This window comes from Deinococcus arboris (genome assembly GCF_009755355.1).
Taxonomy (GTDB): domain Bacteria; phylum Deinococcota; class Deinococci; order Deinococcales; family Deinococcaceae; genus Deinococcus; species Deinococcus betulae.
On the sequence record NZ_WQLB01000002.1, the window covers coordinates 59,987 to 82,090 of the forward strand.

Sequence of the window (22,104 nt, forward strand, 5' to 3'; positions counted from 1 at the left end):
CTCTAGGCGCTCTGCGTATTACAACGCTCCCCGCGCGAAGTCCGCCATCACGCCCGGCGCCGCCGAATCGAAGCCCACCACGTCCAGCATGTCGGCCCGGTTGGGGTCGGCAATCGTGAACCCCGTAGCGGTCAGGCCAACCACGATCAGGCGCGCGCCGATGCCCATCTTCTGACAGTAGCGGTCCAGTGCGGCGGTCGGGTGAACCGTCCCGGCCCAGGTTTCGTTGTCGGTGTAGACCACGAAGGTGTCGATCTTGAGCTTCTGCTGGGCGGCCCACAGCATGGGCTGGGCGCAGTCAGTGGGTCCAAAGCTGGCGCTCTGGGCCTTGCGCATGGCCGCTTCCAGCGTGTCGCGCGCCGTGATGTTCAGGGGCCGGAATTGCCCAGCAAAACCCATCGTCAGGGCGCTCGGCTCGGTGCGCAGGGCGACCAGACTCATGGCGGCGGCGGCCATGTTGGGGCTCAGGCCGGGGACACCGCCCACCTGCCCGCAGGTCATGGACCCCGAGATATCCAGTGCCAGCAGATGCCGCGTGCCCGCCGCCTGCACATTGCCGAAGGCCAGGTGAAATGCGTCTTCTAACGCGTCCACCACCTTCGGCACGGGCAGCCACTCACCCTTGCCCTTCACGCCGCGCCCCTGAGCGTAGACCAAGCGGGCCTTCAACACATCCAGCGGGTGGATGCGCCCGCGCTTCAGGGCGGCGGGGTTAGCCAAGCGCTCGACCACACTCTGCACGGTGTCACGGTCGTTCACCGTCAGGACGCCCACACGGCCCAGGTTGCCGAGGTTGCGCAGCAGCCAGGTCAAGCCGTTGGTCTGCATGGCGGCGCGGTAGACCTCGGACCCGCGCAGGTGGGTGGGCACCGCTTCGATGGGCAGGCCGTAGCCCTGCATCAGCGTGGCGGCGTCCCGGTCAGTCGTGGCACTGGCCGCCAGCAGGTGGCCTTCAATCACGCGCAGGGCGGGCGCACTCACATCGGCGCCGAGATCGGGCAGTGCGCCGCCGGCCATGAATTTCAGCACCGCGTTGCGCTCGGCATCCACTGTCTTGGGGTGGCTTTTGCGCAGGGCGTCGCGCTGGCTCCAGCCGTCGCGGCTCTTGTACTTCACGGCCCACAGGGCCAGCTTCTGCACGTCTGCCGTTTCATATACGTTCGCCACGCCCCGACGGGTCAGGCGGCCCCAGCCGCCCAGGGTGTCCGCAAAGGCCAGAAAGTGCAGCAGCATGGTGCCGGTGCGGGCCACCTCGGGCAGCGCGGCCCAGGCCGCCTGACGGTCAGCGGCGTTCGGAGCCGTCTTGGCGATCAGCGCCAGCACCAGCAGTGCAGGGTCTGTCTTAGGCGCCCGGCCAGCGCGTACCACGTCTAACGTCACGCGCAGGGCCGCCGCAGTGTCCACCTGTACGAAGGTCTTCACGAACTCAGTAGCCTGAACGGTGTGGGGCCGTTCCGCAGCGTAGAAGGTGCCTCCCTCTGTTCCCAGGATCAGAAAGCGCGTCAGCCGGGCCTCGTCGCTCAGGCCGTAAACGAACCCACCAGCGTTGTTCTTCATCTGGTGCGGGTCGAGTTGTTCAGTCTGGAGGCGGCGGGCAGGGGTGATCGAGTTCAGCAGGTTCTTCATGGGAATTCGGCCCTCCTTCGTGGGGGCAGGGGAGATGGGTGCTGGACATGCGCCAGCGGCGACCCCGGCGCTCATCGCCTGGGTGGTGAACCGGGCAGGAATCGAACCTGCGCCTGCTGAGCTTCAATCAGCCGCTCTGCCATCTGAGCGACCGGTTCATGTGAGGTGGAACGGGTGGGAGTCGAACCCACGACCTCTCGATTAACAGTCGATAAGCCAGGTGCCATCGGCCCTAGAGGGCAAGGTGCGGCGCTGGCAAGTGCTCTCTCCACTGAGCTACCGTTCCAAAAAAAGGGGTTGGGGACGGGCAGGATTTGAACCCGCAGGACAATGTTCCCTATAAGCCTTCGCGGTCGGCCTGGAAAACGGGCAAGGGGGTGCTAAAGCAAAGCTTCCCAGAGGAAGCAAACATTCGTGTCTACCAGTTCCACCACCGTCCCCACGGTGATGTTGCGAAGAAGGGGTGCAGCGGGGCGGGAGTCGAACCCGCGACCTATTGATGAAGAGGTAACCTTTCACAGCGGCCCAGAGATGGACAAATAGGTGTGAAAGCTGGTGCCAATGGCTCTGCCAACTGAGCTACCCGCTGCATGTTCAAGAATGGGTGGATCTAGACTGACTCACCTGAAGGCAAAACATTGCCAGCTCTGCGCGGCGAATGACCTCTGCCACCTGACTGTGAGGGCCGAAAATTTCGCCTCCGGCTGGCAAGGTGGGTGTCTGGCTTCGGACCAGGCACACCACTCATCCTCAAGCTGCGGCCCAAACGGGATGTAGAAAGTTGCGGGGCTGCGATACCCATCAGGCGTTGCCCTGCGAGGGGCTGGTGCTCCGAGCTGGATTTGAACCAGCACTGACACGGTTCTGAGCCGTGGTCCTCTACCAAGTTGGTATACCGGAGCATAGGGAGACCTCGTGGGGGCCGGAGCGGTCGGGAAGAGACCCCTTGTGCTTCGGCCCACAGACTGGGCAAGGGTGTGCAAAAGGGACGTAAAGTCCCGTGGAGCAGGTTGGTCGGAAGGTATGGCTGTAGGCTCAGGGGCGGCCCCTCGCCTTTCTTGTCCCTGTTGATGTGGGAAGACGTGCTCTTGGTTGCACCGCCGTCACCGGACGGTTGCCCGACATCTTGCTGACTAGAAGAAACCTGCGTGAGAGGGGGTGGACAAGGCAGAGCCGTGAGGGGGTTTCCTGGAAAGGGAGAACTCACGACCTTCGGCCCACCCAGCGGAGAGCTTCACCCGACCGGAATTGAACAGGTGTCTCCTGAGTGAACACCAGGAATCAGGTGCAGGCAGACCGGGCAAGTGAGCGGCGCAGGGGACGTTGACAGGTAACCCTGCGCCTTCGGCCCGGTCAGCGGGCATGTGGGGAAGTGTAGAGGCCAGGCAGCGCGCGCCACATTCGCCGTTCGGCGCACCCCGGCACTAAGCCAAAGGGCGAGGGCCGGAGCATCACTGCCCTCCGGCCCTTCTGTCCTGCTTCTCTTATTCCAGCGTGACCAGATAGTCGTACAGGTCGGGGCCGCCCAGGTGCGTCTCGACCTCGGCACCGGCGTGCGCCGCGCCAATTCGGTCGGCCAGTGCGTCCAGGTCGTCCTGGGTTTTCTGCGGGCCACCGAAGACAGTAATGATTTCCTGGCCTTCGTAGTGGCGGCCCAACATCTCCAGCACACTGTCGTCCGGGCTGCCACCGCTCTGTACCAGTTCGTCGTCCATCAGGCCGATCACGTCGCCTTCTTTGATGTCCAGGGTGCGGCCATCTTTCACGGTGATGTTCGTGGTCCGGCTGGCGCGCGTGACTTCCAGGGTGGTCACGGCCCCGGCGGCCTCGGTCATGGCCTCTTTCAGGTCCTCGGCGGGCGTGTCGGGGCTGAAGTTCAGCGCCGCGCCCATGCCCTGGCCCAGTGTGCGGGTAGGCACCACGACGGCGCGGCCTTCCATCAGTTCCATCGCCTTCTCAGCGGCCATCAGGACGTTCTTGTTGTTCGGCAGAATGACGACCCGTTCGGCACTGACGGAGCGCACCGCGTCCACAATGTCCTGCACGCTGGGGTTGGCGGTCTGCCCCCCGGAGACGATGCGCGCCCCCAGGCTGCGGAACAGCTTAACCAACCCGTAGCCGCTGGCCACCGCCACCAGGCCGCTGGCCGGCACCTCTTCCTCGGCGCGCGCCGCTGACCCCGCCATGCCCAGGATCTCGGTGTGCTGCTCGCTCATGTCCTCGACCTTAGTTTTGAGCATCTTGCCGTAGCGGCCTACTGTGGCCAGCAGCTGATCCGGCTCGTTGGTGTGGATGTGCCCCTTGACATAGCCTTCGGCGCCCACCACCAGCAGGCTGTCGCCAAACGGCGTCACCAGTTCGCGGATCTCCTCAATAGGCTTGGTGGCCTCGCTCATCAGAAATTCGGTGCAGAAGCCGAACTCCTCGTTCTCGAACTGCTCCTGAGCGTACGAGGTGATGTCGGGGGCCGGGGGCAGCGCCTCGCCGCGCAGCTGCGCCAGCATCCCCTGCACGATGTATAGATAGCCCTGGCCGCCGCTATCAATCACGCCCGCCTGCTTCAGGGCCGGCAGCATCTCGGGGGTCTGGTCCAGCAGTTCCTGACCCTTAAAGAGCGCCTGCTCCAGCACGGTTTCGATGTCGTCGCCGCGTGCACCTTCAGCCACGCCGCGTGCCACGGTCAGGATGGTGCCTTCCACAGGCTTCATGACCGCGCCGTAGCCCACCCGCTGGGCGGCCTGGAAGGCGCGGGCCAGCGTGGGGGCGTCCACCACCTTCTGGTCCTTGATGACCTCGGCAAAGCCCTTGAGCAGCTGCGACAGAATCACGCCGCTGTTGCCGCGCGCGCCCAGCAGCGCGCCGTAACTGATGGCGCGGGCCACCTGCGGCATGCTGGTTTCCTCGCAGGTGTCCAGCTCGCGCCGCACCGACTGCATGGTCAGGTGCATGTTCGTGCCGGTGTCGCCGTCGGGCACGGGGTACACGTTCAGGGCGTTGACCTGTTCGCGGTAGACGCCCAGCCAGTCGGTGGCGTAGCGCAGCATGCGGGCCAGGTCGGCCGGGTTCAGGTGGCGGTGAGCTTCAGACACGCTGCACCCCCACGGCATGCACGCGGGTAGCGGCAAGCTCCAAGCCCGCCTGGGTTTTGACGGTGTGCTCCACGCGCTCGGCAATGTTGCGCGCCACGGTGGGAATGCTGACGCCGTAGGCCACGACCACGTACAGGTCGGCCGTATAACGTGCGCCGTCCTTGCCGATGACCACGCCGTCACTGACCTGTGCGCGGCCCAGCACGCGGCTCAGGCCTTCTTTGAGATTGGCGGGGGCCATGCCGACCACGCCCGGCACTTCATGGGCGGTCAGGCCGATAAGCGAGGCCAGCGCCGCCTCGGTGATTTGAATGGAGCCGTTCACAGTAAGGGGCAGTATACGGGGCGCTGGGGATGGGCTGCAGGGCGAGAGGAGACTCAGGAAGCCGGGCGTGAGTGAGAAGGAATGAGGACGAGTCATGTGTGCCGCCTCTGTCTGGCCGGTCTGAACAGCCCCAGTCCAGGCGTGCTTTACTCCGCCCATGCCCCTTGTGAATAGGCTGGAACAGGCGGACCTCTCGCTGGTGTTTGCCGCCCCCGAGCATTCGGAGCGCCTGACCCGTGGCCTCAAATCTGGCGAGGTGCGGCTGCTGTCGCGCAGTGGCACCGGAGATGAAGTCGCCGCCCTGCGCCCCACCAGCGCCGCTGAGGCCCGTGAGCTGGGCGCCGCGCTGGCCAGAACGGCGCGTGACCTCCGGGCGGCCTCGGTACAGGTGCCCGCCAGCGAGCATGGCGCGGCCCTGGCTGCCGCCGCCTTGGCCGAGGGCTGGCGGGAAGGCCGTTACCGTCAGGCGTCGGCTTCTGCCCCAGCGCTGCTGGTCGAGGGCCTGACCGAAGGCGACCACGCCCGCATCAACGCCCTGAGCGCGGGTCTGACCTTCGCCCGCGAGCTGACGAGCGCCCCCGCCAATGTCCTGAACCCGGCCACCCTGGCGCGCGAGGCCCGCACCTTGGAAGCCCTGGGGCTGGACGTGGATATCTGGGACGGCGACGATATTGAGGCGCGTGGGATGGGTCTACTGGCCGCCGTGGCCGCCGGCAGCGTCACTGGCCCCCGCCTCATTCGCGTGACCCTACCAGCACGCGGCGAGGCCCGCACGGTGCTGGCGCTGGTGGGCAAGGGCATTACCTTTGACACTGGCGGTTATTCCATCAAGCCGGCGGCCGGCATGAACGGCATGAAAAACGACATGGGCGGCGCGGCGGCCGTGCTGGGCGCCATGCGCGCCCTGGGCGAGCTGCGCGCGCACGTCCCTGAAGGGATAGAGGTCCGGGCCTACATAGCCGCCGCCGAAAACATGGTCGGGCCCCAGGCCATGCGGCCCGGCGATATCTACCGCGCTGCCAACGGCCTGCACGTTGAGGTCACCAATACCGACGCCGAGGGCCGCCTCGTGCTGGCTGACACCCTGACCGTGGCCTGCGAGGAAGGCGCCACTGAACTGATTGACCTCGCCACCCTGACCGGCGTGAAGGTCAGCGCCCTGGGCAGTGACATCGCGGGCCTGTTCAGCAGCGACGCCGCCCTGACCAGTCGCCTCAAGACGGCGGCCGACGCGGCGGGCGAATATGTCTGGGAACTGCCTCTGCACCAGCCCTACCTAAAGGGCTACCAGAAAAACACTGTGGCTGACCTCAGAAACAGCGATATGGTCCCGGCAGGCGCCAGCATCAAGGCTGCGCTGTTCCTTCAACAGTTCGTGACGCGTCCCTGGGCCCACCTGGATATTGCGGGCAACGCCACCCGCGAAGAGGTGGCGACCGGCTGGGGGGTGGAGACGCTGGTGGAATACGTGCTGAAGCGGTAAGTGGTGAGTGGGCAGGAGAGAGTGGGTTATCTTTTCCACCTACCACTCTCTCCTGCCCCTTCCTCATTTACACCGCTGGGCCCAGTTTGCCCCGCAGCAGCAGGCGCACCCGCTGGCGCAGGCGCCGGTAGGCCGGGGGGGAGTGCTCGGCGCGGAAATCCACCGTGGCCTGTTCGCTGCCCACGTCGCGCCCCTCTTCCTGCGTCAGGAAATAGCGGTGGTCCATAATCCACAGGTACAGGTCAGCCTCGGTGCGGCCTGGAAAGCGCGCCATGACGTCATGCTTGCCGATGTTTTCCACGATTCGGCAGTACATGCGGCGGTACCAGCTCTCCACGGCCTCTTCCCAGGTGACGGGCGGCAGGCCCGCGCGCCCCGGCTTACGGTCCAGAAAATACTGGCGCGTGCGGATGTGGTCCAGCAGCTTTTCGTAGCGGCCTGGCGTGGTGAACAGCAGTTCGTGGTGGCCCGGCACCACCCGGTCCAGGTTGGTGGCTTTCAGGAACTGCGCGTACTCCCCCTTGATAATCAGGTCCTTGAGGGTGTCACCTTCTTCGGGCGGCACCGTAACGTGCAGCTCGATCACGTGGGCATCAATGTATTTCTGGCCCTGGCGCCGCGCCACCGAGACGCGGTGGTTGCCGTCCTTGACGAAGTACAGCCCACCGACCTGGTACACCTGAATGGGCGGCAGCTCCTTGCCCTGAAGCTGCGCGGCCCGGACGCCAATCCAGCGTTCGTCGAGGTGCCGCTCCCGGGGCAGGTACTGGCGGTCGAACTCGCGGTAACGGTCCACGGACCCGATGATGTGGTCCACTTCAATGGTTTGCAGGCCGCGCGGATACTCGCCGTCGGGGGCCAGGTGCCGCACCCAGTCAAAGGGCAGCAGCTCGTTGGGCTGGCGGCGCAGCCGGGCCAGAATGTCGCGTACGTCGCTCAGAAAGCGGGCGCGCTCGACTTCGTGCCGGGCCTGGTCGGTGGTGGACATGGGCAACTCCTGGGTGATCCGTGCACAGACGGGTCAAAAGCAGGCGGGGTGCCAAGGCTGCCGGGGAGCAAGAAAAGGCCCCGGTCTGCTGGTGTCCAGCGTACACCAAAGCCAGTCAGCCTTGTGTGATCGGCGCCTCCGCTGCGCCCGCTCTACCGAAAAACTTCATGCTCCGGGCCAAACGTGCCCTGCGTCCAGGTTGGGCGGCGGCCCGCAGGCTTGAATGGGGGCCATGCTGGGCAAATTTTTCAAGAAGCCGGCCGATGATATGGGGGGCCGTGTACCGCCGGGCCAGAGTCTGACCACCCGGTTTCCGGTGCTGACCTACGGTCCCACGCAGCGGTACGCCCCTCAGGACGTGGTGGTCAGAATCACCGGGCTGGCCGAGGAGCAGACCCTGACCTGGGCCGACCTGCTGGCGCTGCCCCAGACCACCCTGACCTATGACATTCACTGTGTCACCCACTGGAGCAAGCTGGACACCACCTGGACCGGCGTGAGGGTCACGGACCTGATGGAGCACCTGCGCCTGCAGCCCGGCGCCACGCACGTGATGCAGCATTCGGTGGGCGGCTACACCACCAACCTCTCGCTGGAGGATTTCGTGCGGCCCGAGAACCTGCTGGCCCACACCTTCGACGGCCAGCCGCTGGACGCTGAGCACGGCGGCCCGCTGCGGCTGGTGGTGCCGCACCTGTACTTCTGGAAAAGTGCCAAGTGGCTGACCGAGCTGGAATTTATGAACCATGACCAGCCGGGGTTCTGGGAGCGCAACGGGTACCACATGCGCGGCGACCCCTTCAAGGAGGAGCGGTACGACGACGACTGAGCCCCTAACCCCGGACCTGACCGGCGGCGGCGAGTATCTGGTCCCGGACGTACTGAACAAGGGCCTGACACTGGTGCTGGTCGGCACGGCGCCCAGCCGCATCAGTGCGCGGGCGCGGGCGTACTACGCCAATCCCGGCAACCGTTTCTGGCGCACCTTACACGAAGTTGGCCTGACCCCCACGCAACTGGCCCCCCACGACTACGCCCTCCTGCCCCGCTTTGGCATCGGCCTGACCGATGTGGCCAAGCGGCATGCGGGGGTAGACGCCGTCCTGCCCGGTGACGCCTGGGCGCCCGAGGAACTGCGGGCCAAGCTGCGCGAGTACCGCCCGCAATTGGTCGCCTTTACCAGCAAGCGTGGCGCCGCAGAAGTGCTGGGGGTGTCCACCGGGCGGCTGCCTTACGGCCGTCAATCAGGAACCCTGGAAGAGGCCGAACTCTGGGTATTGCCCAGCACCAGCCCACTGGGGCAGACCTATTTTCAGCTGGCACCCTGGCAGGCGCTGGCGGCGCGCGTTGTGGCGCTGCGGGGCGCGGCGGGAACCCCCGCCCCCAGCGGCGCGTAGGAGCACTATGGCCCCCCCTCCTTCTTCCAAAGCGGCGCGGTCCAGAGGCGTCTGGCGCGTGGCCCGGTCGGGCGTGCGGGCCACCACCGCGCTGCTGCGGCCAGTTCAGGTGGCACAGACTGATCCGTGGGCTCTGGCGCCGGCTCGGCCTGCGTCGGGGCTAAGGCTGCGCCGCGCGGCGGGGCTGGGGGCGTTGGCCCTGGTGACGGTGCTGGCGCTCTCCATCCTGGGGACACTGGCCATGCTGCTGGCCATTGGGGTGGCGTCGGGCAGCGATGTGGCCGGCTGGCTCTTAGGGGTCACGCTGGTGCTGGCCATCGGGGTGCTGCTGTGGGCGCGGGGCCGTTTACTGGGCTGGCAGCCAGCGCCGTCCGCACTCCCAGCGGAGGAAGCCCAGGACTTACAGGCCCTGCGTGCCCTGCACCAGCAGGCGCGTGCGCTACCCCGCCCCCTGCGCGCCGACCTGGAACGCACCTTGCAGGCCACGGCCGGCGCTCTGCGCGCCACGGCGGCCCTGCCCACCCTGACCCGCGACGCTTTTGACGTTCGCCAGGCGGCCCGCGCTGACCTGCCCGAGTTGCTGCACGCCTACCACGCGGCGCCCCAGCAGCAACCAGAGTTGCGGGCCTCGCTGCTGGTCATCGAGGAACGCATGGTGTCCATTGCCCGTCAAGGCGAGCAGGACGCTGCCCGCGCGGCCCAGGCCCAGCGCGCCTTTGTGCAGGACAAATATGCGTCTACAACTGCGCCGGGCGCAGATGGGGGCAAGACGCCCCCAGGACGTTAAATGCTTCATAGACGTTAAGTCCTGGTGCTACACTGCCTGACGTGTTCCAGCCCGCCCTCTGGTCGAACCTTCTCCTGGTGGCCTCGGCGGGGCTGCTGGGCTACGCCACCGCGCGGGACCTGCAGGGCCTGATGATTGCCGCCGCGCTGCTGCTGACGGCGCTGACACTGGGGCGGCGCGGGCCGCTGCGCTGGGCTGGGCCCGCTGGGTACGCCGCCGCCTTTGTGGTCGCGCTGGTGCTGCCCGGCCCGACAACCACGCTCTTTGACCTGCTGGCCGCGCTGCTCACGCTGCTGACGCTGGGCGTCATGACCCTGAGCGGTGAAGCCAACGCCCGCGAACTGACCTGGCAGCGCAACACCGTGGCGGCCCTGCGTGCGGGCAGCGAACGGCTGGCCGATGCCAGAGACGCCGAGGCCATCATTCGCGCGGGCATCGGCATTCTGGACAAGTTGCAGGTCGCCCCTAACCTGGCATTCGTGGCCTACCGCCGGGGCACACCGCACATCCTGGCCGCCACGGGGGCTTTCGATGCCTTCTTAGAGCGGCCCATTCATCCCAGCGACAACGACAGCCGCAGTGTTCAGGCAGACCACTGGGTCGCTGAAGAGGTGCTGGCGCTGCTCGACAAGGCCCAGCGCCGCGTCTTTCATGTGGCTCCGGTCTATGGCCGGGCGTCCAACCATCTGGGTGTCATTATCCTGACCCGCCCGGCCCAGGTTCCCTTTGACGAGGATGAAAAGGGCGTGGTGGGCGCCTTTGCCCGCCTGCTGGGGGCACAGCTGGGGCAGTGGCACGCCATCCGCGACCTGCGGGATGCCAACGACCTGACCCTGCGGTCGCTGGGCGCCGCCCTGGAACGTCGGGACGACGATACCGGCGGCCACACCACCCGCGTGGTGGGCATGAGCGTGCGCCTGGCCCGCCGCCTGGGCTGGGACGAGGATCAGGTCAAGGCGCTGCGCTGGGGCGCGTACCTGCACGACCTGGGCAAGCTGGCTATTCCTGACGACGTGCTGCACAAGCGCGGGCCCCTGAATCCTGACGAGCGCCGCGTCATTCAGACCCATACCGTCATTGGGTACGACATGTTGCAGGACCTGCATTTTCTCCCGGCTGAGACCCTGGACCTGGTGCGTTACCACCACGAGCGCTGGGACGGCACCGGTTACCCCAGCGGCCTGCGCGGGCAGAACATCCCAGACACTGCCCGCCTGTTCACCCTGATTGACGTGTTCGACGCCCTGACCAACGCGCGCCCCTACAAGCCCGCCTGGACGCGCGACCGCGCCCTGAGCGAGATCCGTTCGCAGGCGGGGCGGCAGTTTGACCCGCAGTATGTGGAGGCCTTCCTGCGCATGATGGCCGAACACGACGACGCCCACCTGGTGAGCTGAGAGTCGGCGGCCTGACATTGATAGCCCCTGATGGGCTCATCGGCAAACGTCTGTCAGTCAAGTCGGTCTGAACCACAGCACTCATCGGAGTGACGGTGTGGGCTGATGTTCTTGATTTACAGAGGTTGCAAGCAGCGGGCGACTCTCTGCTTTGAAACGCTGAATAGAGGGACAGGTTGCTAAGCTGGCCAACCCTCAGCCAAAAATCAGGCTTGACCAAGGGCTATGTTGGCTGGAAGGCCCGTATTTGCTGAGGCTGGCAGACCCGCCGCCTGTCCCTCAAATGTTGTCAGCCGATGGCGGCCAGATCGGCGCGGGTGGGGGCGTAGGCTCCTGCGTGGGCGCAAGCGGCGGCGGCGGCGCGCAGGCCCAGGTGCAGGTGCTCGGTCCACAGAGCGTCCGTGCGTTCAGCAGCGCTCACGAGCAGCCCGGCACACAGCGCGTCGCCGGCTCCGACAGTGTCAATCAGCTTCACAGGTACAGCCGGCAGCGTGGCCTGGCCCGCCGTGTGGTCCAGGGTGGCCCCAGCGGCGCCGCGCGTGATCACGATGGGTGCCCGGGCATTCAGACCTCGCAAGTGCCGGAGCGCATCGGCCTCGGTCAGGCCGGGAAAGAAAAAGGCCAGGTCCTCGTCGCTGAATTTCAGCAGATTGGCGCGGCGGGCCACCGCCTCGAACACCGCCGGGTAGTTGGGGTGGCGGTGCGTAATGCGCGCGTTGGGGTCAAAGCTGATCTGCACGCCAGCGGCGCGCGCCGTTTCCACGAGGCCCAGCAGGGTGTCGGCCAGGGGCCAGCGGCTGAGGCTGATGCCGCCCACATGCAGCCAGCGGGCGTCCCGCAGCCAGCCGCCCGGCAACTGGGTGGGGTCAAAATGCAGGTCAGCGCTGTTTTCGCCCAGAAAGCGGTAGGCGGGCGGGTGGGCGCGGTAGACCACCGCCATCAGGGTGGGGGCCGGGACCCGCTGCAAGAAGCGCATGTCCAGCCCCGCCTCTACCGAGGCGCGTTCCAGGTCATCCCCAAAGTTGTCCTGGCCCACGGCCCCCGCAAAAGCGCTGGGCACCCCCAGGGCGGCGCAGGCCCTCGCCACATTCCAGCCAGCGCCGCCCGGATGAGCCGTCCAGGCTTGCCCGCCCGCCGTCACGAGGTCGGTCAGGGCTTCTCCAGCACTTACGATGAGCGGCAGGGGCGACAGCGACATGCCCCCGATGCTACCCCGCCTGAGGGCGTGGTGCGCTTCACAGCGGAACTCAGCGTGGTTGAGGATCATACGTCTCAACCACGCTGAGGCGAACAGAGTGAGTCTCCGTCAGAGACAGCGGCGAAAGTGGAGTGGAGGGGCGCGGTTGGCCCCTCAATGGAACGGGCAGTCGCTGTCAGACGCTGGTCATGGGCTGGTCATGGCCGCCGCTGATGATGGGCGTCAGGACAGGGTCCAGGTGGTCTGCGGGGAAGACCACTGCGCCACCCCCCTGCTCCGCCGCTGCCCCCTCCCTTTCCCCACCCACACCCAGGAGTCCACCATGACCAAACCCACCGCCGCTGCCAAAGGTAGCGTTCACCCGCAACAGGTCGCGCCCCACGACCTGAGGGCGCTGGCCGAGGAGGTGGCCGCCCTCCATCACAGCGTGCAGCGCCTGGCCCAGGCCGATGATCTGGAGCGCCTGATGAAACTGATTCCGCGTCCCGGCTGGACCACCCCGGCCGAGTACGAACTGGTGCGCGCCAGCGTGGCCCACATGCAGATGCAGGTCAGGACACTGCACGGCGCCCAGAGTGCGCTGCTCAAGGGCGCGCAGTTGGTCGGCACGCGCTCCTGAGCTGGAGGCGCCTGATCGCCGACCCTGGAGAAGCGCCATCAGGGGCCTGAGGGCTCGGCGGGGATTGCCCTGAGCCCGCTGGCCCTGCCGTTCAAGTCCAGCGTCGTGACGCTGCTTCGGCCCGTTCTGCACCATCAGGGGAACTTGTCTGGGGCAGGCGGCTCATCCTCTGGGTGCAGGGCGTTCCCCACGACAGCCAGGCGGTACAGGACCACCTCGAACTCAAAGACGCGGCGCTGTCCGCAGCGCTCAAAGCCGAAGGTCTCGTAGAGCGCCTGAAGCGCAGGGCGGTCGGCGGCGGTGTCCAGCTTGAGCCAGGGGCGGCCAGCCGCGCGGGTCTGGGTGACGGCCTCGCGCAGCAGCGCCGCGCCCAGGCCACCGCCCTGCGCCTCTGGGTGCACTGCCAACTTGTGCAGATACAGCGCCTCGCCGGGCGGGTCGTCAGGCCAGAACGGTGGGTCGCTCTCCAGCAAGCAGAAGGTCCCGGCGGCCTGGGGGCCGCGCCAGGCCACACGCCATGTGTGCGGCGGGTAATGCTGGGCCAGCCGCTCCGGGGTCAGGCTTTCAGGCGGCCACAGGGGGCGGCCGCGCGCCTGAAGCTGGGCGGCGCTGGCCTGCAACACCCCAGACGCGGCGTGCAGGTCACCAGTGGTAAAGGTCAGTGGCGTCATGTCTCTAGCCTCCCAGGCTGGGCGCCGGTTCGATGCCGGTGGCCCAGACCTCTGCGCCGCGCAGTTCCAGGCGCACGCGCGGCAGCGGGCCATTGGCCTTGCCGAACACAGCCTGTCCAGCTTGCAGGGGCGAAAACACACTGTAGTGACAGCGGCACCCCAGCTGCGGCTGACCATCGGGCGGGCGGTAATTGAAGGCGAAGGCCAGCACATCCGTGTCCCGCACCAGATTGACCTGACAGCCCAGGTGCGTGCAGACCCGCGAAAACGCCGCCAGATGAACGCCGCCCGGCGCACTCAGGCCACCCTCAACGGGGCGCGGCACCCGCAGCAGCGTGCAGGGCCGACCAGCATAGGAGAAGGTGTGTTCGGCCCAGAGGACGCTCAGGCGGTCTAGTGCGGCCAAGCGCAGAGGCGGCCCGGCCTGAAACTCGGGCGGGCCCACACCGCGCTTGCCCAGCGTGATGCGCGCGGCGTACCAGCCCATGTACCCAAAGGCGCCTGCTGTGCCGGCCACGGGCAGCAGCCACCAGCGTTCCAGCAGTGCCCGCCGGGTCAGAGGTGCGCGCCGGGCTTTCACGGGGCGGCGGCGGCCCGGCCCGGCTGCCATCCTTCCAGCAGGTCCAGCAGCGCCTCTAGGTCCTGGCCCCTTATCTGGGGAAAGCCCGGCATGGCGCCCTTGCCCTGCACGGTGATTTGCCGCAGGGCGTCCCGGCTCAGGACCGACTCTCGCAGGCTGGGGCCGATGCCGCCGCCGCCCGCTGGCCCGTGGCACGACGCGCAGTTGGCCGCGTACACACGCAGGCCAGGGTCGCTGTCGGTCTGGCGGGCACGGATGGCGCTGATGAGTTCGTCGGCGTCGCGGCCCTGGGGGTCCAGGGTACGGTAGCGCTCCAGCGCACGCAGAGCCTCTTCGTCCTGACCGAAGCGGGCCAGGGCAAAGCCCAGCAGCAGCTGCGACTCGGGTTCCTGGGGCGCCAGTTGCGCGGCGGTGCGGATGAGGAGCGCGGCCTGGGCCGCGTCGCCTGCGCTGGGCGCCGCCCCGCCCTGCTCGCCGCGTGTGAGCAGCAAAATGCCCAGGCGGCGCAGCGCTTCAGGCTGGCGGGGATTGAGTTTCAGGGTGTTGCCGTAGGCACTGACCGCCTGGTCATAGGCCGAGGTGTCAAAGGCCGCTCGGCCCCAGGCCAGGTAGTCAGGCGCGGTGCGGGTCCGTTCGGCGCGCGCCCTGAGGGCCGGCAGGTTCAGCACCGCCTGCACGTTGGCGGCCTCACCGGCAGGCAGGGCCGCCAGTTGCCAGCGCGGCACAAAGGTCACCGCGCCGCCGCCCACCAGCAGGGCCGACAGCCCCAGGGCAGCCAGCGCCAACTGCCGCCCCCGGCGGCCATCGCCGCCTCGCTCCGGGCGGGGAGCGGGGGGCAGCGCGTCCAGCGCCCGCAGGGTCAGGGCGGCCCGGCGCTCCAGGTCAGGGCGGCGGCGCTCGTCAGTCAGGGTGGCCAGCTCGGTGTACAGGCGGTCCCGCTCGGCTTCCAGCCCTTCGCGCGCCGGGGCGTCGGGGTCGCTGGGGGCGCCGGCGCGCAGAGGCTCGGTGACCAGCCACAGGCAGATCAGCAGGGCCAGCGCCAGAATGCTGAGGCTCAGCAGCGCCGCCGCAGTCACGGCGTCTTCCGCCCCTGGCCGGTGTCGCGCTGCACCTGGGCCAGGTAAGAGTCAAAGGCATCGTCGGGCTGCTGGGCGTCCAGGGTCGCGCTGGTGGCCGGTCCCCGGCGAAACCGGACCCACAGCAGGGCGCCGCCGGCCGCGAGCGCCGCCAGAGGGGTGCCCCACAGCCACAGGTTGCGTCCACTCTTGGGCGGGTCCAGCAGCACGAAGTTGCCGTAACGCTGGGTAAAGAACAGGTAGATGTCGCCGTCACCTCGCCCAGCCGCCACCTGTTGCCGCACCGCCGCGCGCATGGTCGCGCTGATGTCGGCGCGTGAGTCGGCGATGGACTCGCCGGTGTCGCACAGGGGGCAGCGCAGATTTTTCTGAATGGCGGCGGCGCGCGCCTCCTGCGCCGGGGTCAGGGTGGGGGCTGCGCTGGCCCCGCCCAGCAAGCCCAGGGTCAGCAGGGTGAGGTGTATGGGCCTCACAGCGGAATCCTAGACCCCAGAGCGGTGGAGGCCAGTGCCCTTAACCACTCTGGGTCCAACAGAGGGAGTGACCGTAACAGACAGAATTGAGGGGTGCTTTGTGGCCCCTCACTGGAGTTGGCCGCCGCGGTCACAGCCCCGGCACTCCGATGGCGCTGAGGCCAGCGTTCAGCTTGTCGCGGGTCAGGCCGCCCCGGTCAAAGTGCTTCACCACGCCGCTGGCGTCGATGAACACGGTTTCAGGAATGCCAATCAGGCCGTAGTCCAGCCCCACCGCAGTGCTGGGGTCTTTCAGGTTGGGGTAGGCCAGCGCGTATTCGCGGATAAAGTCACGGGCATTTTGCTCGTTGGTCTCGTTGTACAGGATACCCACGACGGTCAGGCCCGCGCCGCTACGCTGCCGCTCGCTCAGTTCGCGCAGCAGCGGCGCTTCCTCGCGGCAGGGGCCGCACCACGAGGCCCAGAAGTTCAGGACGACGGGACGGCCCTTGAGGCTGGCCAAGCTGACTTTTGCGCCCTCCAGACTTTGCAGGGCAAAGGCGGGCGCGGGTTTCCCCACCAGGGGGCCGCCCGTGGTGGCGTGACGCGCCGGGCTGAGCAGCGCGGCGGCCAGCGCCGCCACCAGCGCAAAGGCGATCAGGGGGGGCAGGAGGCGGCGCCAGGCCGGCGCGGCGGGTGGAGGCGGAGGCTGGGTCATGTCAGTCATCCTTCATGTGGACTCTGGTTGAATCCAGCGGGCTGCTGGATGGAATCTGAGCGGACTTGGAAAGCTGGGGAGCAGAGTGAGCAGGAGAAGCAGGGAAGGGTGAGGTGGCGGTGCAGGCGATGCTCTCCCGACTGTACGGTCATCTCACTGCCCGCCGTCTCAGTCGGTGGCCGGGGCCAGGCGAGCCGCCGCTGGGCGAGCGGCGCGCACAGGGTTGACCAGCGTGACACTGGCCCCCAGGCAGATCAGCAGGGTGCCCCACCACAGCCACGACACCAGCGGGCTTTCAATCAGGCGCACGCTGGCCCACTGGCCCCCTGGGTCGGCGGCGGTGACCACCAGATAGGTGTCGCCGGTCAGGCCGTAGCGCACCGCCGGCGCGGGAAAGGGCGTGTTGCCTCCCTGAACGTAGGTGTTCAGGCGGGCGCGGTAGGGCTGGCCGTCGATCCGGACGCGGGCCACCACCGAGCGGCCATCCGAACGGGTTTCGGTGGTCAGGCCGGTCAGTTCCAGGCGTTCGGCCAGCAGGGGCACAGGCCGGTTCAGGTTCAGGGTCGCCTGGGCGTCGCGGCGGTAGGTGCCGCTGCAAGCCAGGCCCAATGCAACCACCACGAGGCCAATGTGGGCCAGGTAGGCGCCGTAGCGCCGGGGCTGGGCGCGCAGGGTGTGGGCCAGGCCACCCGCCTGCCGCGCCGCGCGCACCGTCAGTATCCCCAGGCCCAGTAGGTTGTAGGCGCTCAGCGCCAGGGTGGTCAGCACGCCGGGGTGGCGCACCCCCAGGGCAAAGGCCAGGGCAGCGGCCCCCAGGCCAGCGGCCAGCAGCGGCCGCAGCGCCCGCCACAGGCCCTGCCCATCGGCGCGGCGCCAGGGCAGCAGCGGGCCCACGCCCATGAGCAGCAGCAGCCCCAGGCCCAGCGGAATGGCGAAGGCGTTGTAAAAGGCGGGGCCCACGCTGGCGTCCCGGCGGCCCTGCGCAGCCTCCACGAAGGTGGGAAACAGCGTTCCCACCAGCACCATCACGGCAAACACCACGAACAGCCAGTTGCCCGCCAGAAAGGCCCCTTCGCGGCTGAGCACGCCGGGCAGCTCGGCCTCGTCGCGCAGGTGCGGCGCGCGCCACGCGGCCAGCAGGGTCCCCAGCACCAGCAGCAGGGCCAGAAAGCCCAGGAACACGGGTCCTACCGGCCCGCCCGCAAAGGCGTGCACGCTCTGCACAATCCCGCTGCGGTTGAGGAAAGTGCCCAGCACGGTGCTGGCGTAGGCCAGGACAATCAGCCACACGTTCCACGAGCGCATCAGGCCCCGGCGTTCCTGAATCTGAATGGAGTGCAGGAAGGCGGTGGTCAGCAGCCAGGGAATAAAGGAGGCATTTTCCACCGGGTCCCAGGCCCAGTAACCGCCCCAGCCCAGGGTCTCGTAACTCCACCAGCCGCCAGCCACAATCGCGGCCGTCAGGAAGGTCCAGGCCACCAGCGTCCAGCGCCGCGTGACCACGACCCAGTGGTCGGACAGGCGGCCCGTGACCAGCGCGGCCACCGCGTAGGCAAACGGCACGCTCAGGCCCACGAAGCCCAGGTACAGCAGCACCGGGTGAACGGCCATCATCCAGTGGTTTTGCAGCGCCGGGTTGGGGCCGCGCCCGTCGGTCGGCACGGCGGCCAGCGGCGTGAAAGGCGAGGCCACGGTGGCGCACACGCCCACGAAAAACAGCAGGCTGACAAACATGGTGGCCAGCGCCCAGGGCCGCAGGGCGTCGCGCCGCAGCGTCAGGCTGAGGATGAAGGTAAAGCCAGCCAGCAGCCACGCCCACAGCAGAATGCTGCCTTCCAGCGCGCCCCAGAGCCCCGTCACCTTGATCCAGGTGGGCGAGGCCCGCATGGAGTGCTCGGCGACGTAGCGCACCGAGAAGTCGTCGCGCAGCAGGGCGCCCAGCAGCACCAGGGTGCCCAGTGTGGTGAGCGCAAACACCGCCCAGGTGGCCCGGCGGGCGGCTTCGGTCAGGCGGGCGTCGCGGCGCACGCCTCCCAGCACCGCCAGCCCCAGGCCCGCCAGGCAGAACAGCAGCGCGCCCAGCAGGCTCAGCTGCCCCAGGGCGCCAGCGGCACTCGACGAGAACGAAATCAGGTTCAGCATGGGCAGGGCGCCGCCTTCACGGCGTGGTCTTGAGCATGTCCTTCAGCTCGGCCTGGGTTTCGGGGACGCGGTATTCCTCGCTGTGTTTAACAACCAGGTCGGAGGCGTGAAAGGTGCCGCCCTGAAACTGGCCGCGCACCACGACGCCCTGGTTGTCTTTGAACAGGTCGCTGACGGCCCCGGTGTACTGCACCGGAAAGCTGGCCCCACCGTCTGACACCACAAAGCGCAGCTGGAGGGTCTGCGGGTCGTACTTTGCGTTCTGGACCAGGCCGCCGATGCGAATCGGGCGGCCCTCCAGATCGGCGCGCTGCTGCTGGTACTCGGTGGGGGTCACGAAGTATTCGAGGCTCTTGTTCAGGTTGCCAAAGGCGATGGCGCCGACCAGGCCCACCAGCGCGGTCACGCCCAGCACGGCTGGCCAGGGGCTGCGCCGGCGCTGCCGGGCGCGTGGCAGGGGAGACAGGGGCGCCGTCAACGGGGCGCCTCAGCCGCCGATTCGCCCTGGGCGGCGCGCAGCCTCAGCCAGATCCACAGCAGGTAGCCGAACAGCACCCCAAACGACGCCACGTAGGTCACGATCACGTACCAGCTGTACTTATCCACGGGCCACCTCCACCCCGGCGGTGCTCAGGTCGTCACGGGTCAGTTCACGTTCCTCGCGCGCTTCTTCACGGGCCGCCAGAATGCCGCGCAGACGCAGCAGATAGACATACAGCAGCGTAAAGGTAAAGGTCGCAAACATCAGGGTGGGCAGGTACACCGATTCGGCCTTCCACTGAATGCCGCCCAGCAGCTTGAGGGTCTGGGTCTGGTGAACGCCGCGCCACCACTCCACGGCCATGTAATTGACAGGCACGTACAGCGTGCCCACGATGCCCACCACCGCCGAGACCCGCGCACGCCGGTCGGGGTCATCAATCAGGCTGCGAATCAGCAGGTAGCCGCCGTAGACCACCAGGCTCAGGGCGGTGGTGGTCAGGCGGGCGTCCCAGACCCAGTAGGTGCCCCAGGTGGGTTTGGCCCACAGCATGCCGCCCACGATGGTCGCCAGGGTAAACAGCACGCCCATCTCGGCACTGGCCATCGCCAGGCGGTCCCAGTGGCGGCGGCGCTGAATGAGGTACAGCAGGCCAAACAGCCCGGTGCCGCCGTAGGCCAGGTAACTCAGCCAGGCGGTGGGCACATGCACGAACATCAGGCGCACCAGGGAGCCCTGGTTGGTGTCCAGCGGCGCGCTCAGGCCCAGGCCCAGAACAGCCAGCACACTGGCCAGCGTGACTGCGCCCAGCAGCGTTGTCGTGAGGTCTCGTTTCATATCGCTCCTATTGTGCCCCGCCGCCGTGAACATGAACCGTGCCGGAAGCGGCGCTTGCGGGCTCAGCGGTGGTCTGGGCGGCGCCAGTTCGCCCACCATCGCGTCTGGGGGCCCTCCTGGCCAAGTGCGAGTGTCCCCAGGTGCGGCCAGAGAAGGGGCAGGGGAGAGGTCGGAGCAATGGGGCGGCGCCGGGTAATTCGTGGGTTCGGTAAGCCTGAGCAGTCCAGGCGGCCCATGCCTACCGCAAAAAGCGAACGGAGGACTCGCATCCTCCGTTCAGCTGGGGTGGCCTGCCCTTACTTCCGAACGATTTTGTCCACCTCGGCCGCGCCCGTGTAGGTGGTGGGCGCGTTCAGAAAGCCCTTCAGGACCACGCGCCAGGTGCCGGCGGCAGGATTGGGAATGCTGACGGCCTCGCCCGTGCTGGTGCCCTGGGCGCTGGAACCGACCAGCTGTCCGGCGGGACTGTAGACCTCCAGGTCCAGGTCGAAAGCGGGGTTGCCCCAGTCGGTCGTCACGCGCAGGACGCTGCTGCCCGCAGGAACAGCCAGGCTGTGGCTGTGTTCGGCGTTCTGCACGCAGTTTACTGTGGGGGCGCACACGGCGGTGCTGACCGTGCCGCTCCAGCCGGGCAGCGCAGTGGTCTGTACCGTGGTGCGCGCAGGGTTTTGACGCGCGGCCTCGCGCACGGCGGCGTTTGCGTCCACGTAGCCGGAGCCCACTTCCCATTCCTCGCGCTGCTTGACGACCACCTGGTTGGGGTCCAGGCCACCCGTGGCCTGCGCCACGTAGTACATCTTGCGGCTGGTCTTCTTGAAGGTGGCCAGCACGCTATCCAGATTCATCTTCGGGTTAGCTTCCAGCATCAGGGCCACCACGCCGCTGATGTGTGGGGTCGCCATACTGGTGCCGCTGATGGTGCTATAGCGGGGGTTATCGGTGTCGGGCACGGTGGTGGCCGCCAGGCCGGTCAGGGCGCGCGCCGCGCTGATGTCCACGCCGGGGGCCGTTACGTCCGGGTGAACCAGGGTGTCGCCCGCGCGGCCCCGGCTGGAAAAGTCGCCCAGGTAGCCCTGCTTGTCGCCGGCGGCCACGCTCATGACGCAGGGGCTGGCCGAGTAGGGGTTGAGGGTGTTGGCACCGGGCCCTTCGTTGCCAGCGGCGAACACGACCACCATGCCGGCTTCGTAGGCGCGTTTGGCCGCCAGGCTGATGGGGTTGTACGGCGCAAATTCGCCGCTGCTGCCCCACGAATTGCTGATCACGCGGATGTTGTGTGCCTCGCGGATGTCGGGTTTGAGCAGGTAGTCAAAGCCCTGCAGGGCGTACAGGATGCTCAGGCCCTCGCCTGCGCCCACGCCGACCAGGGTGGCGCCGGGGGCTACTCCGCGCCGCTCGCGCCCCCCCGCCGAGGCTGCGCCAGAGCCGCCGATGGTGCTGGCCACATGCGTGCCGTGCCCGCTGCTGGTGTCGGTATTGGGCAGGTCCAGGTACAGGTATCCGCCGGCCGGGGTGTCCGTGACAGGGCCCACCAGCTTGACGTTCTTGGCGGTGTGCGCCAGGTCGGGGTGCGTGGCGTCCACCCCCGAGTCAATGATGCCCACGCCCACGCCGCGCCCGGTCACGCCGTAGGTGGTGCGGGCCGTGTCGGCGCCGATAAACTTCACGCTCTCGGCCAGCTTGTAGCTCAGGGGCGCGTCCTGGTAAACCGAGACCAGCCCCGGCAGACTGGTCTTCAGCTGCTCGATCAGGTGCGGCGTAACCAGCGTTTTGACCGCCACCACCGGCAGGTTCTCAAGGGCCCCCAGGCCCTGCCCCAGGTTCACCGGCAGGCTGGCGTCCATCCAGGTGACGGCGCGGCCCTTGCTGGCGTCATCGGCAAACGACAGGATCAGGGTGCCCACCTGGCCGTAACGCAGGGTGCTGTCCACCTGCACGTCCTGCGGCGCCGTGGCATACAGCGCCGAGCAGGCCGAGAGGGTGGTCCCCTGCGCCTGGAGGCGGCCCTGGGTCTGGCTGGCCACGGTCGCCCCCGTGCCCTGGGGGGTGCTTTGGCCGCAGGCGGAAAGAAGGACGGTCAGACCCAGAACGGTGGTGGACACTTTCTTCATGGCAGGCTCCTTGGGAAGGTACAGCGCAGGAATTTGAAGTGACCCCATTGCAGCAAACGGCGCTCAAAAAAAACACAAAATCCTCTCAGTGACCTTGCAGCCCCGGCCAAGCCTCAAGTCTTTCTAA

21 protein-coding genes and 5 tRNA genes are annotated in these 22,104 nt (G+C 67.8%); 6 read left to right on the forward strand and 20 right to left on the reverse strand.

Annotated features, from left to right (window positions below; translation table 11 throughout):
- Positions 1-18 precede the first annotated feature (18 nt).
- The 8 genes from rsr to GO986_RS01810 form a co-directional block, all read right to left on the reverse strand.
- Positions 19-1,626: an RNA-binding protein Rsr gene (rsr, locus tag GO986_RS01775; protein ID WP_157457515.1), complete on the reverse strand. Its 1,608-nt coding sequence runs from the start codon at positions 1,624-1,626 to the stop codon at positions 19-21.
- 83 nt (positions 1,627-1,709) lie between these two features.
- A tRNA-Phe gene (locus GO986_RS01780) sits at positions 1,710-1,784 on the reverse strand.
- Positions 1,785-1,792: 8 nt separating this feature from the next.
- A tRNA-OTHER gene (locus GO986_RS01785) sits at positions 1,793-1,912 on the reverse strand.
- Between the two features lie 13 nt (positions 1,913-1,925).
- A tRNA-OTHER gene (locus tag GO986_RS01790) sits at positions 1,926-2,066 on the reverse strand.
- Positions 2,067-2,090: 24 nt separating this feature from the next.
- A tRNA-OTHER gene (locus GO986_RS01795) sits at positions 2,091-2,216 on the reverse strand.
- 234 nt (positions 2,217-2,450) lie between these two features.
- Positions 2,451-2,528 (reverse strand) — tRNA-Leu (locus GO986_RS01800).
- Positions 2,529-3,110: 582 nt separating this feature from the next.
- Complete coding sequence (locus tag GO986_RS01805; protein ID WP_198170368.1) at positions 3,111-4,670, reverse strand: DAK2 domain-containing protein; 1,560 nt, start codon at positions 4,668-4,670, stop codon at positions 3,111-3,113.
- 37 nt (positions 4,671-4,707) lie between these two features.
- Positions 4,708-5,040 carry an Asp23/Gls24 family envelope stress response protein gene (locus GO986_RS01810; RefSeq protein WP_369409083.1) on the reverse strand — a complete coding sequence of 111 codons (333 nt, stop codon included), beginning with the start codon at positions 5,038-5,040 and terminating at the stop codon, positions 4,708-4,710.
- Between the two features lie 157 nt (positions 5,041-5,197).
- On the opposite strand from GO986_RS01810, the gene GO986_RS01815 reads away from it, so the two are divergent.
- Positions 5,198-6,523, forward strand: a complete 1,326-nt coding sequence (locus tag GO986_RS01815; RefSeq protein WP_157457518.1) for a M17 family metallopeptidase — start codon at positions 5,198-5,200, stop codon at positions 6,521-6,523.
- Positions 6,524-6,590: 67 nt separating this feature from the next.
- On the opposite strand, the gene GO986_RS01820 is transcribed toward GO986_RS01815, so the two are convergent.
- Positions 6,591-7,511 carry a DUF4032 domain-containing protein gene (locus tag GO986_RS01820; RefSeq protein WP_157457519.1) on the reverse strand — a complete coding sequence of 307 codons (921 nt, stop codon included), beginning with the start codon at positions 7,509-7,511 and terminating at the stop codon, positions 6,591-6,593.
- A gap of 232 nt (positions 7,512-7,743) precedes the next feature.
- Between GO986_RS01820 and GO986_RS01825 the strand changes: the two genes are divergently transcribed.
- From GO986_RS01825 to GO986_RS01840, 4 genes are read left to right on the forward strand one after another with little or no spacing between them, the layout of a single operon-like run.
- On the forward strand, positions 7,744-8,340 hold the full coding sequence (locus GO986_RS01825; RefSeq protein ID WP_157457520.1) for a sulfite oxidase-like oxidoreductase: 597 nt from the start codon (positions 7,744-7,746) through the stop codon (positions 8,338-8,340).
- Positions 8,258-8,908 carry a mismatch-specific DNA-glycosylase gene (locus GO986_RS01830; protein ID WP_157457521.1) on the forward strand — a complete coding sequence of 217 codons (651 nt, stop codon included), beginning with the start codon at positions 8,258-8,260 and terminating at the stop codon, positions 8,906-8,908. Before GO986_RS01825 ends, GO986_RS01830 begins: the two co-directional genes overlap by 83 nt.
- Positions 8,909-8,915: 7 nt before the next feature.
- Positions 8,916-9,695, forward strand: coding sequence for a hypothetical protein (locus GO986_RS01835; protein ID WP_157457522.1), 780 nt, complete (start codon positions 8,916-8,918; stop codon positions 9,693-9,695).
- 41 nt (positions 9,696-9,736) lie between these two features.
- On the forward strand, positions 9,737-11,092 hold the full coding sequence (locus GO986_RS01840) for an HD-GYP domain-containing protein (protein ID WP_369409084.1): 1,356 nt from the start codon (positions 9,737-9,739) through the stop codon (positions 11,090-11,092).
- 289 nt (positions 11,093-11,381) lie between these two features.
- On the opposite strand, the gene GO986_RS01845 is transcribed toward GO986_RS01840, so the two are convergent.
- Complete coding sequence (locus tag GO986_RS01845; RefSeq protein WP_198170352.1) at positions 11,382-12,290, reverse strand: carbohydrate kinase family protein; 909 nt, start codon at positions 12,288-12,290, stop codon at positions 11,382-11,384.
- 322 nt (positions 12,291-12,612) lie between these two features.
- Between GO986_RS01845 and GO986_RS01850 the strand changes: the two genes are divergently transcribed.
- Positions 12,613-12,909, forward strand: a complete 297-nt coding sequence (locus tag GO986_RS01850) for a hypothetical protein (RefSeq protein ID WP_157457523.1) — start codon at positions 12,613-12,615, stop codon at positions 12,907-12,909.
- Positions 12,910-13,043: 134 nt separating this feature from the next.
- On the opposite strand, the gene GO986_RS01855 is transcribed toward GO986_RS01850, so the two are convergent.
- From GO986_RS01855 to GO986_RS01895, 10 genes are all read right to left on the reverse strand, one after another.
- Positions 13,044-13,580, reverse strand: a complete 537-nt coding sequence (locus GO986_RS01855; RefSeq protein WP_157457524.1) for a GNAT family N-acetyltransferase — start codon at positions 13,578-13,580, stop codon at positions 13,044-13,046.
- 4 nt (positions 13,581-13,584) lie between these two features.
- The gene (locus tag GO986_RS01860; protein WP_157457525.1) at positions 13,585-14,190 is read right to left on the reverse strand and encodes a Rieske (2Fe-2S) protein; all 606 of its coding nucleotides are present in this window, start codon (positions 14,188-14,190) and stop codon (positions 13,585-13,587) included.
- Positions 14,157-15,236 carry a c-type cytochrome gene (locus tag GO986_RS01865; protein WP_369409085.1) on the reverse strand — a complete coding sequence of 360 codons (1,080 nt, stop codon included), beginning with the start codon at positions 15,234-15,236 and terminating at the stop codon, positions 14,157-14,159. Before GO986_RS01865 ends, GO986_RS01860 begins: the two co-directional genes overlap by 34 nt.
- A complete protein-coding gene (locus GO986_RS01870) occupies positions 15,233-15,709 on the reverse strand; it encodes a cytochrome c-type biogenesis protein (RefSeq protein WP_369409086.1) in 477 nt (158 codons plus the stop codon). Before GO986_RS01870 ends, GO986_RS01865 begins: the two co-directional genes overlap by 4 nt.
- Before the next feature lie 130 nt (positions 15,710-15,839).
- Positions 15,840-16,406, reverse strand: a complete 567-nt coding sequence (locus GO986_RS01875; protein WP_439648688.1) for a TlpA family protein disulfide reductase — start codon at positions 16,404-16,406, stop codon at positions 15,840-15,842.
- A 168-nt stretch (positions 16,407-16,574) separates the two neighbouring features.
- Complete coding sequence (locus tag GO986_RS01880; protein ID WP_157457527.1) at positions 16,575-18,548, reverse strand: heme lyase CcmF/NrfE family subunit; 1,974 nt, start codon at positions 18,546-18,548, stop codon at positions 16,575-16,577.
- Positions 18,549-18,564: 16 nt separating this feature from the next.
- Positions 18,565-19,026 carry a cytochrome c maturation protein CcmE gene (gene ccmE, locus GO986_RS01885; RefSeq protein WP_157457528.1) on the reverse strand — a complete coding sequence of 154 codons (462 nt, stop codon included), beginning with the start codon at positions 19,024-19,026 and terminating at the stop codon, positions 18,565-18,567.
- The gene (locus GO986_RS23165) at positions 19,023-19,154 is read right to left on the reverse strand and encodes a hypothetical protein (protein WP_255449172.1); all 132 of its coding nucleotides are present in this window, start codon (positions 19,152-19,154) and stop codon (positions 19,023-19,025) included. The genes ccmE and GO986_RS23165 overlap by 4 nt, the downstream gene beginning before the upstream one ends.
- A complete protein-coding gene (gene ccsA / locus GO986_RS01890; RefSeq protein ID WP_157457529.1) occupies positions 19,147-19,866 on the reverse strand; it encodes a cytochrome c biogenesis protein CcsA in 720 nt (239 codons plus the stop codon). The genes GO986_RS23165 and ccsA overlap by 8 nt, the downstream gene beginning before the upstream one ends.
- A 296-nt stretch (positions 19,867-20,162) precedes the next feature.
- Positions 20,163-21,977 carry a S8 family serine peptidase gene (locus tag GO986_RS01895; protein WP_157457530.1) on the reverse strand — a complete coding sequence of 605 codons (1,815 nt, stop codon included), beginning with the start codon at positions 21,975-21,977 and terminating at the stop codon, positions 20,163-20,165.
- Positions 21,978-22,104 lie beyond the last annotated feature (127 nt).

Bases quoted from the DNA above. Each gene is read 5' to 3' on its own strand.
- rsr (WP_157457515.1), bottom strand. From the start codon at position 1,626: ATGAAGAACCTGCTGAACTCGATCACCCCTGCCCGCCGCCTCCAGACT.
- GO986_RS01805 (WP_198170368.1), bottom strand. From the start codon at position 4,670: ATGCTGCGCTACGCCACCGACTGGCTGGGCGTCTACCGCGAACAGGTC.
- GO986_RS01815 (WP_157457518.1), top strand. From the start codon at position 5,198: ATGCCCCTTGTGAATAGGCTGGAACAGGCGGACCTCTCGCTGGTGTTT.
- GO986_RS01820 (WP_157457519.1), bottom strand. From the start codon at position 7,511: ATGTCCACCACCGACCAGGCCCGGCACGAAGTCGAGCGCGCCCGCTTT.
- GO986_RS01825 (WP_157457520.1), top strand. From the start codon at position 7,744: ATGCTGGGCAAATTTTTCAAGAAGCCGGCCGATGATATGGGGGGCCGT.
- GO986_RS01830 (WP_157457521.1), top strand. From the start codon at position 8,258: ATGACCAGCCGGGGTTCTGGGAGCGCAACGGGTACCACATGCGCGGCG.
- GO986_RS01835 (WP_157457522.1), top strand. From the start codon at position 8,916: ATGGCCCCCCCTCCTTCTTCCAAAGCGGCGCGGTCCAGAGGCGTCTGG.
- GO986_RS01845 (WP_198170352.1), bottom strand. From the start codon at position 12,290: ATGTCGCTGTCGCCCCTGCCGCTCATCGTAAGTGCTGGAGAAGCCCTG.
- GO986_RS01850 (WP_157457523.1), top strand. From the start codon at position 12,613: ATGACCAAACCCACCGCCGCTGCCAAAGGTAGCGTTCACCCGCAACAG.
- GO986_RS01855 (WP_157457524.1), bottom strand. From the start codon at position 13,580: ATGACGCCACTGACCTTTACCACTGGTGACCTGCACGCCGCGTCTGGG.
- GO986_RS01860 (WP_157457525.1), bottom strand. From the start codon at position 14,190: ATGGCAGCCGGGCCGGGCCGCCGCCGCCCCGTGAAAGCCCGGCGCGCA.
- GO986_RS01875 (WP_439648688.1), bottom strand. From the start codon at position 16,406: ATGACCCAGCCTCCGCCTCCACCCGCCGCGCCGGCCTGGCGCCGCCTC.
- GO986_RS01880 (WP_157457527.1), bottom strand. From the start codon at position 18,548: ATGCTGAACCTGATTTCGTTCTCGTCGAGTGCCGCTGGCGCCCTGGGG.
- ccsA (WP_157457529.1), bottom strand. From the start codon at position 19,866: ATGAAACGAGACCTCACGACAACGCTGCTGGGCGCAGTCACGCTGGCC.
- GO986_RS01895 (WP_157457530.1), bottom strand. From the start codon at position 21,977: ATGAAGAAAGTGTCCACCACCGTTCTGGGTCTGACCGTCCTTCTTTCC.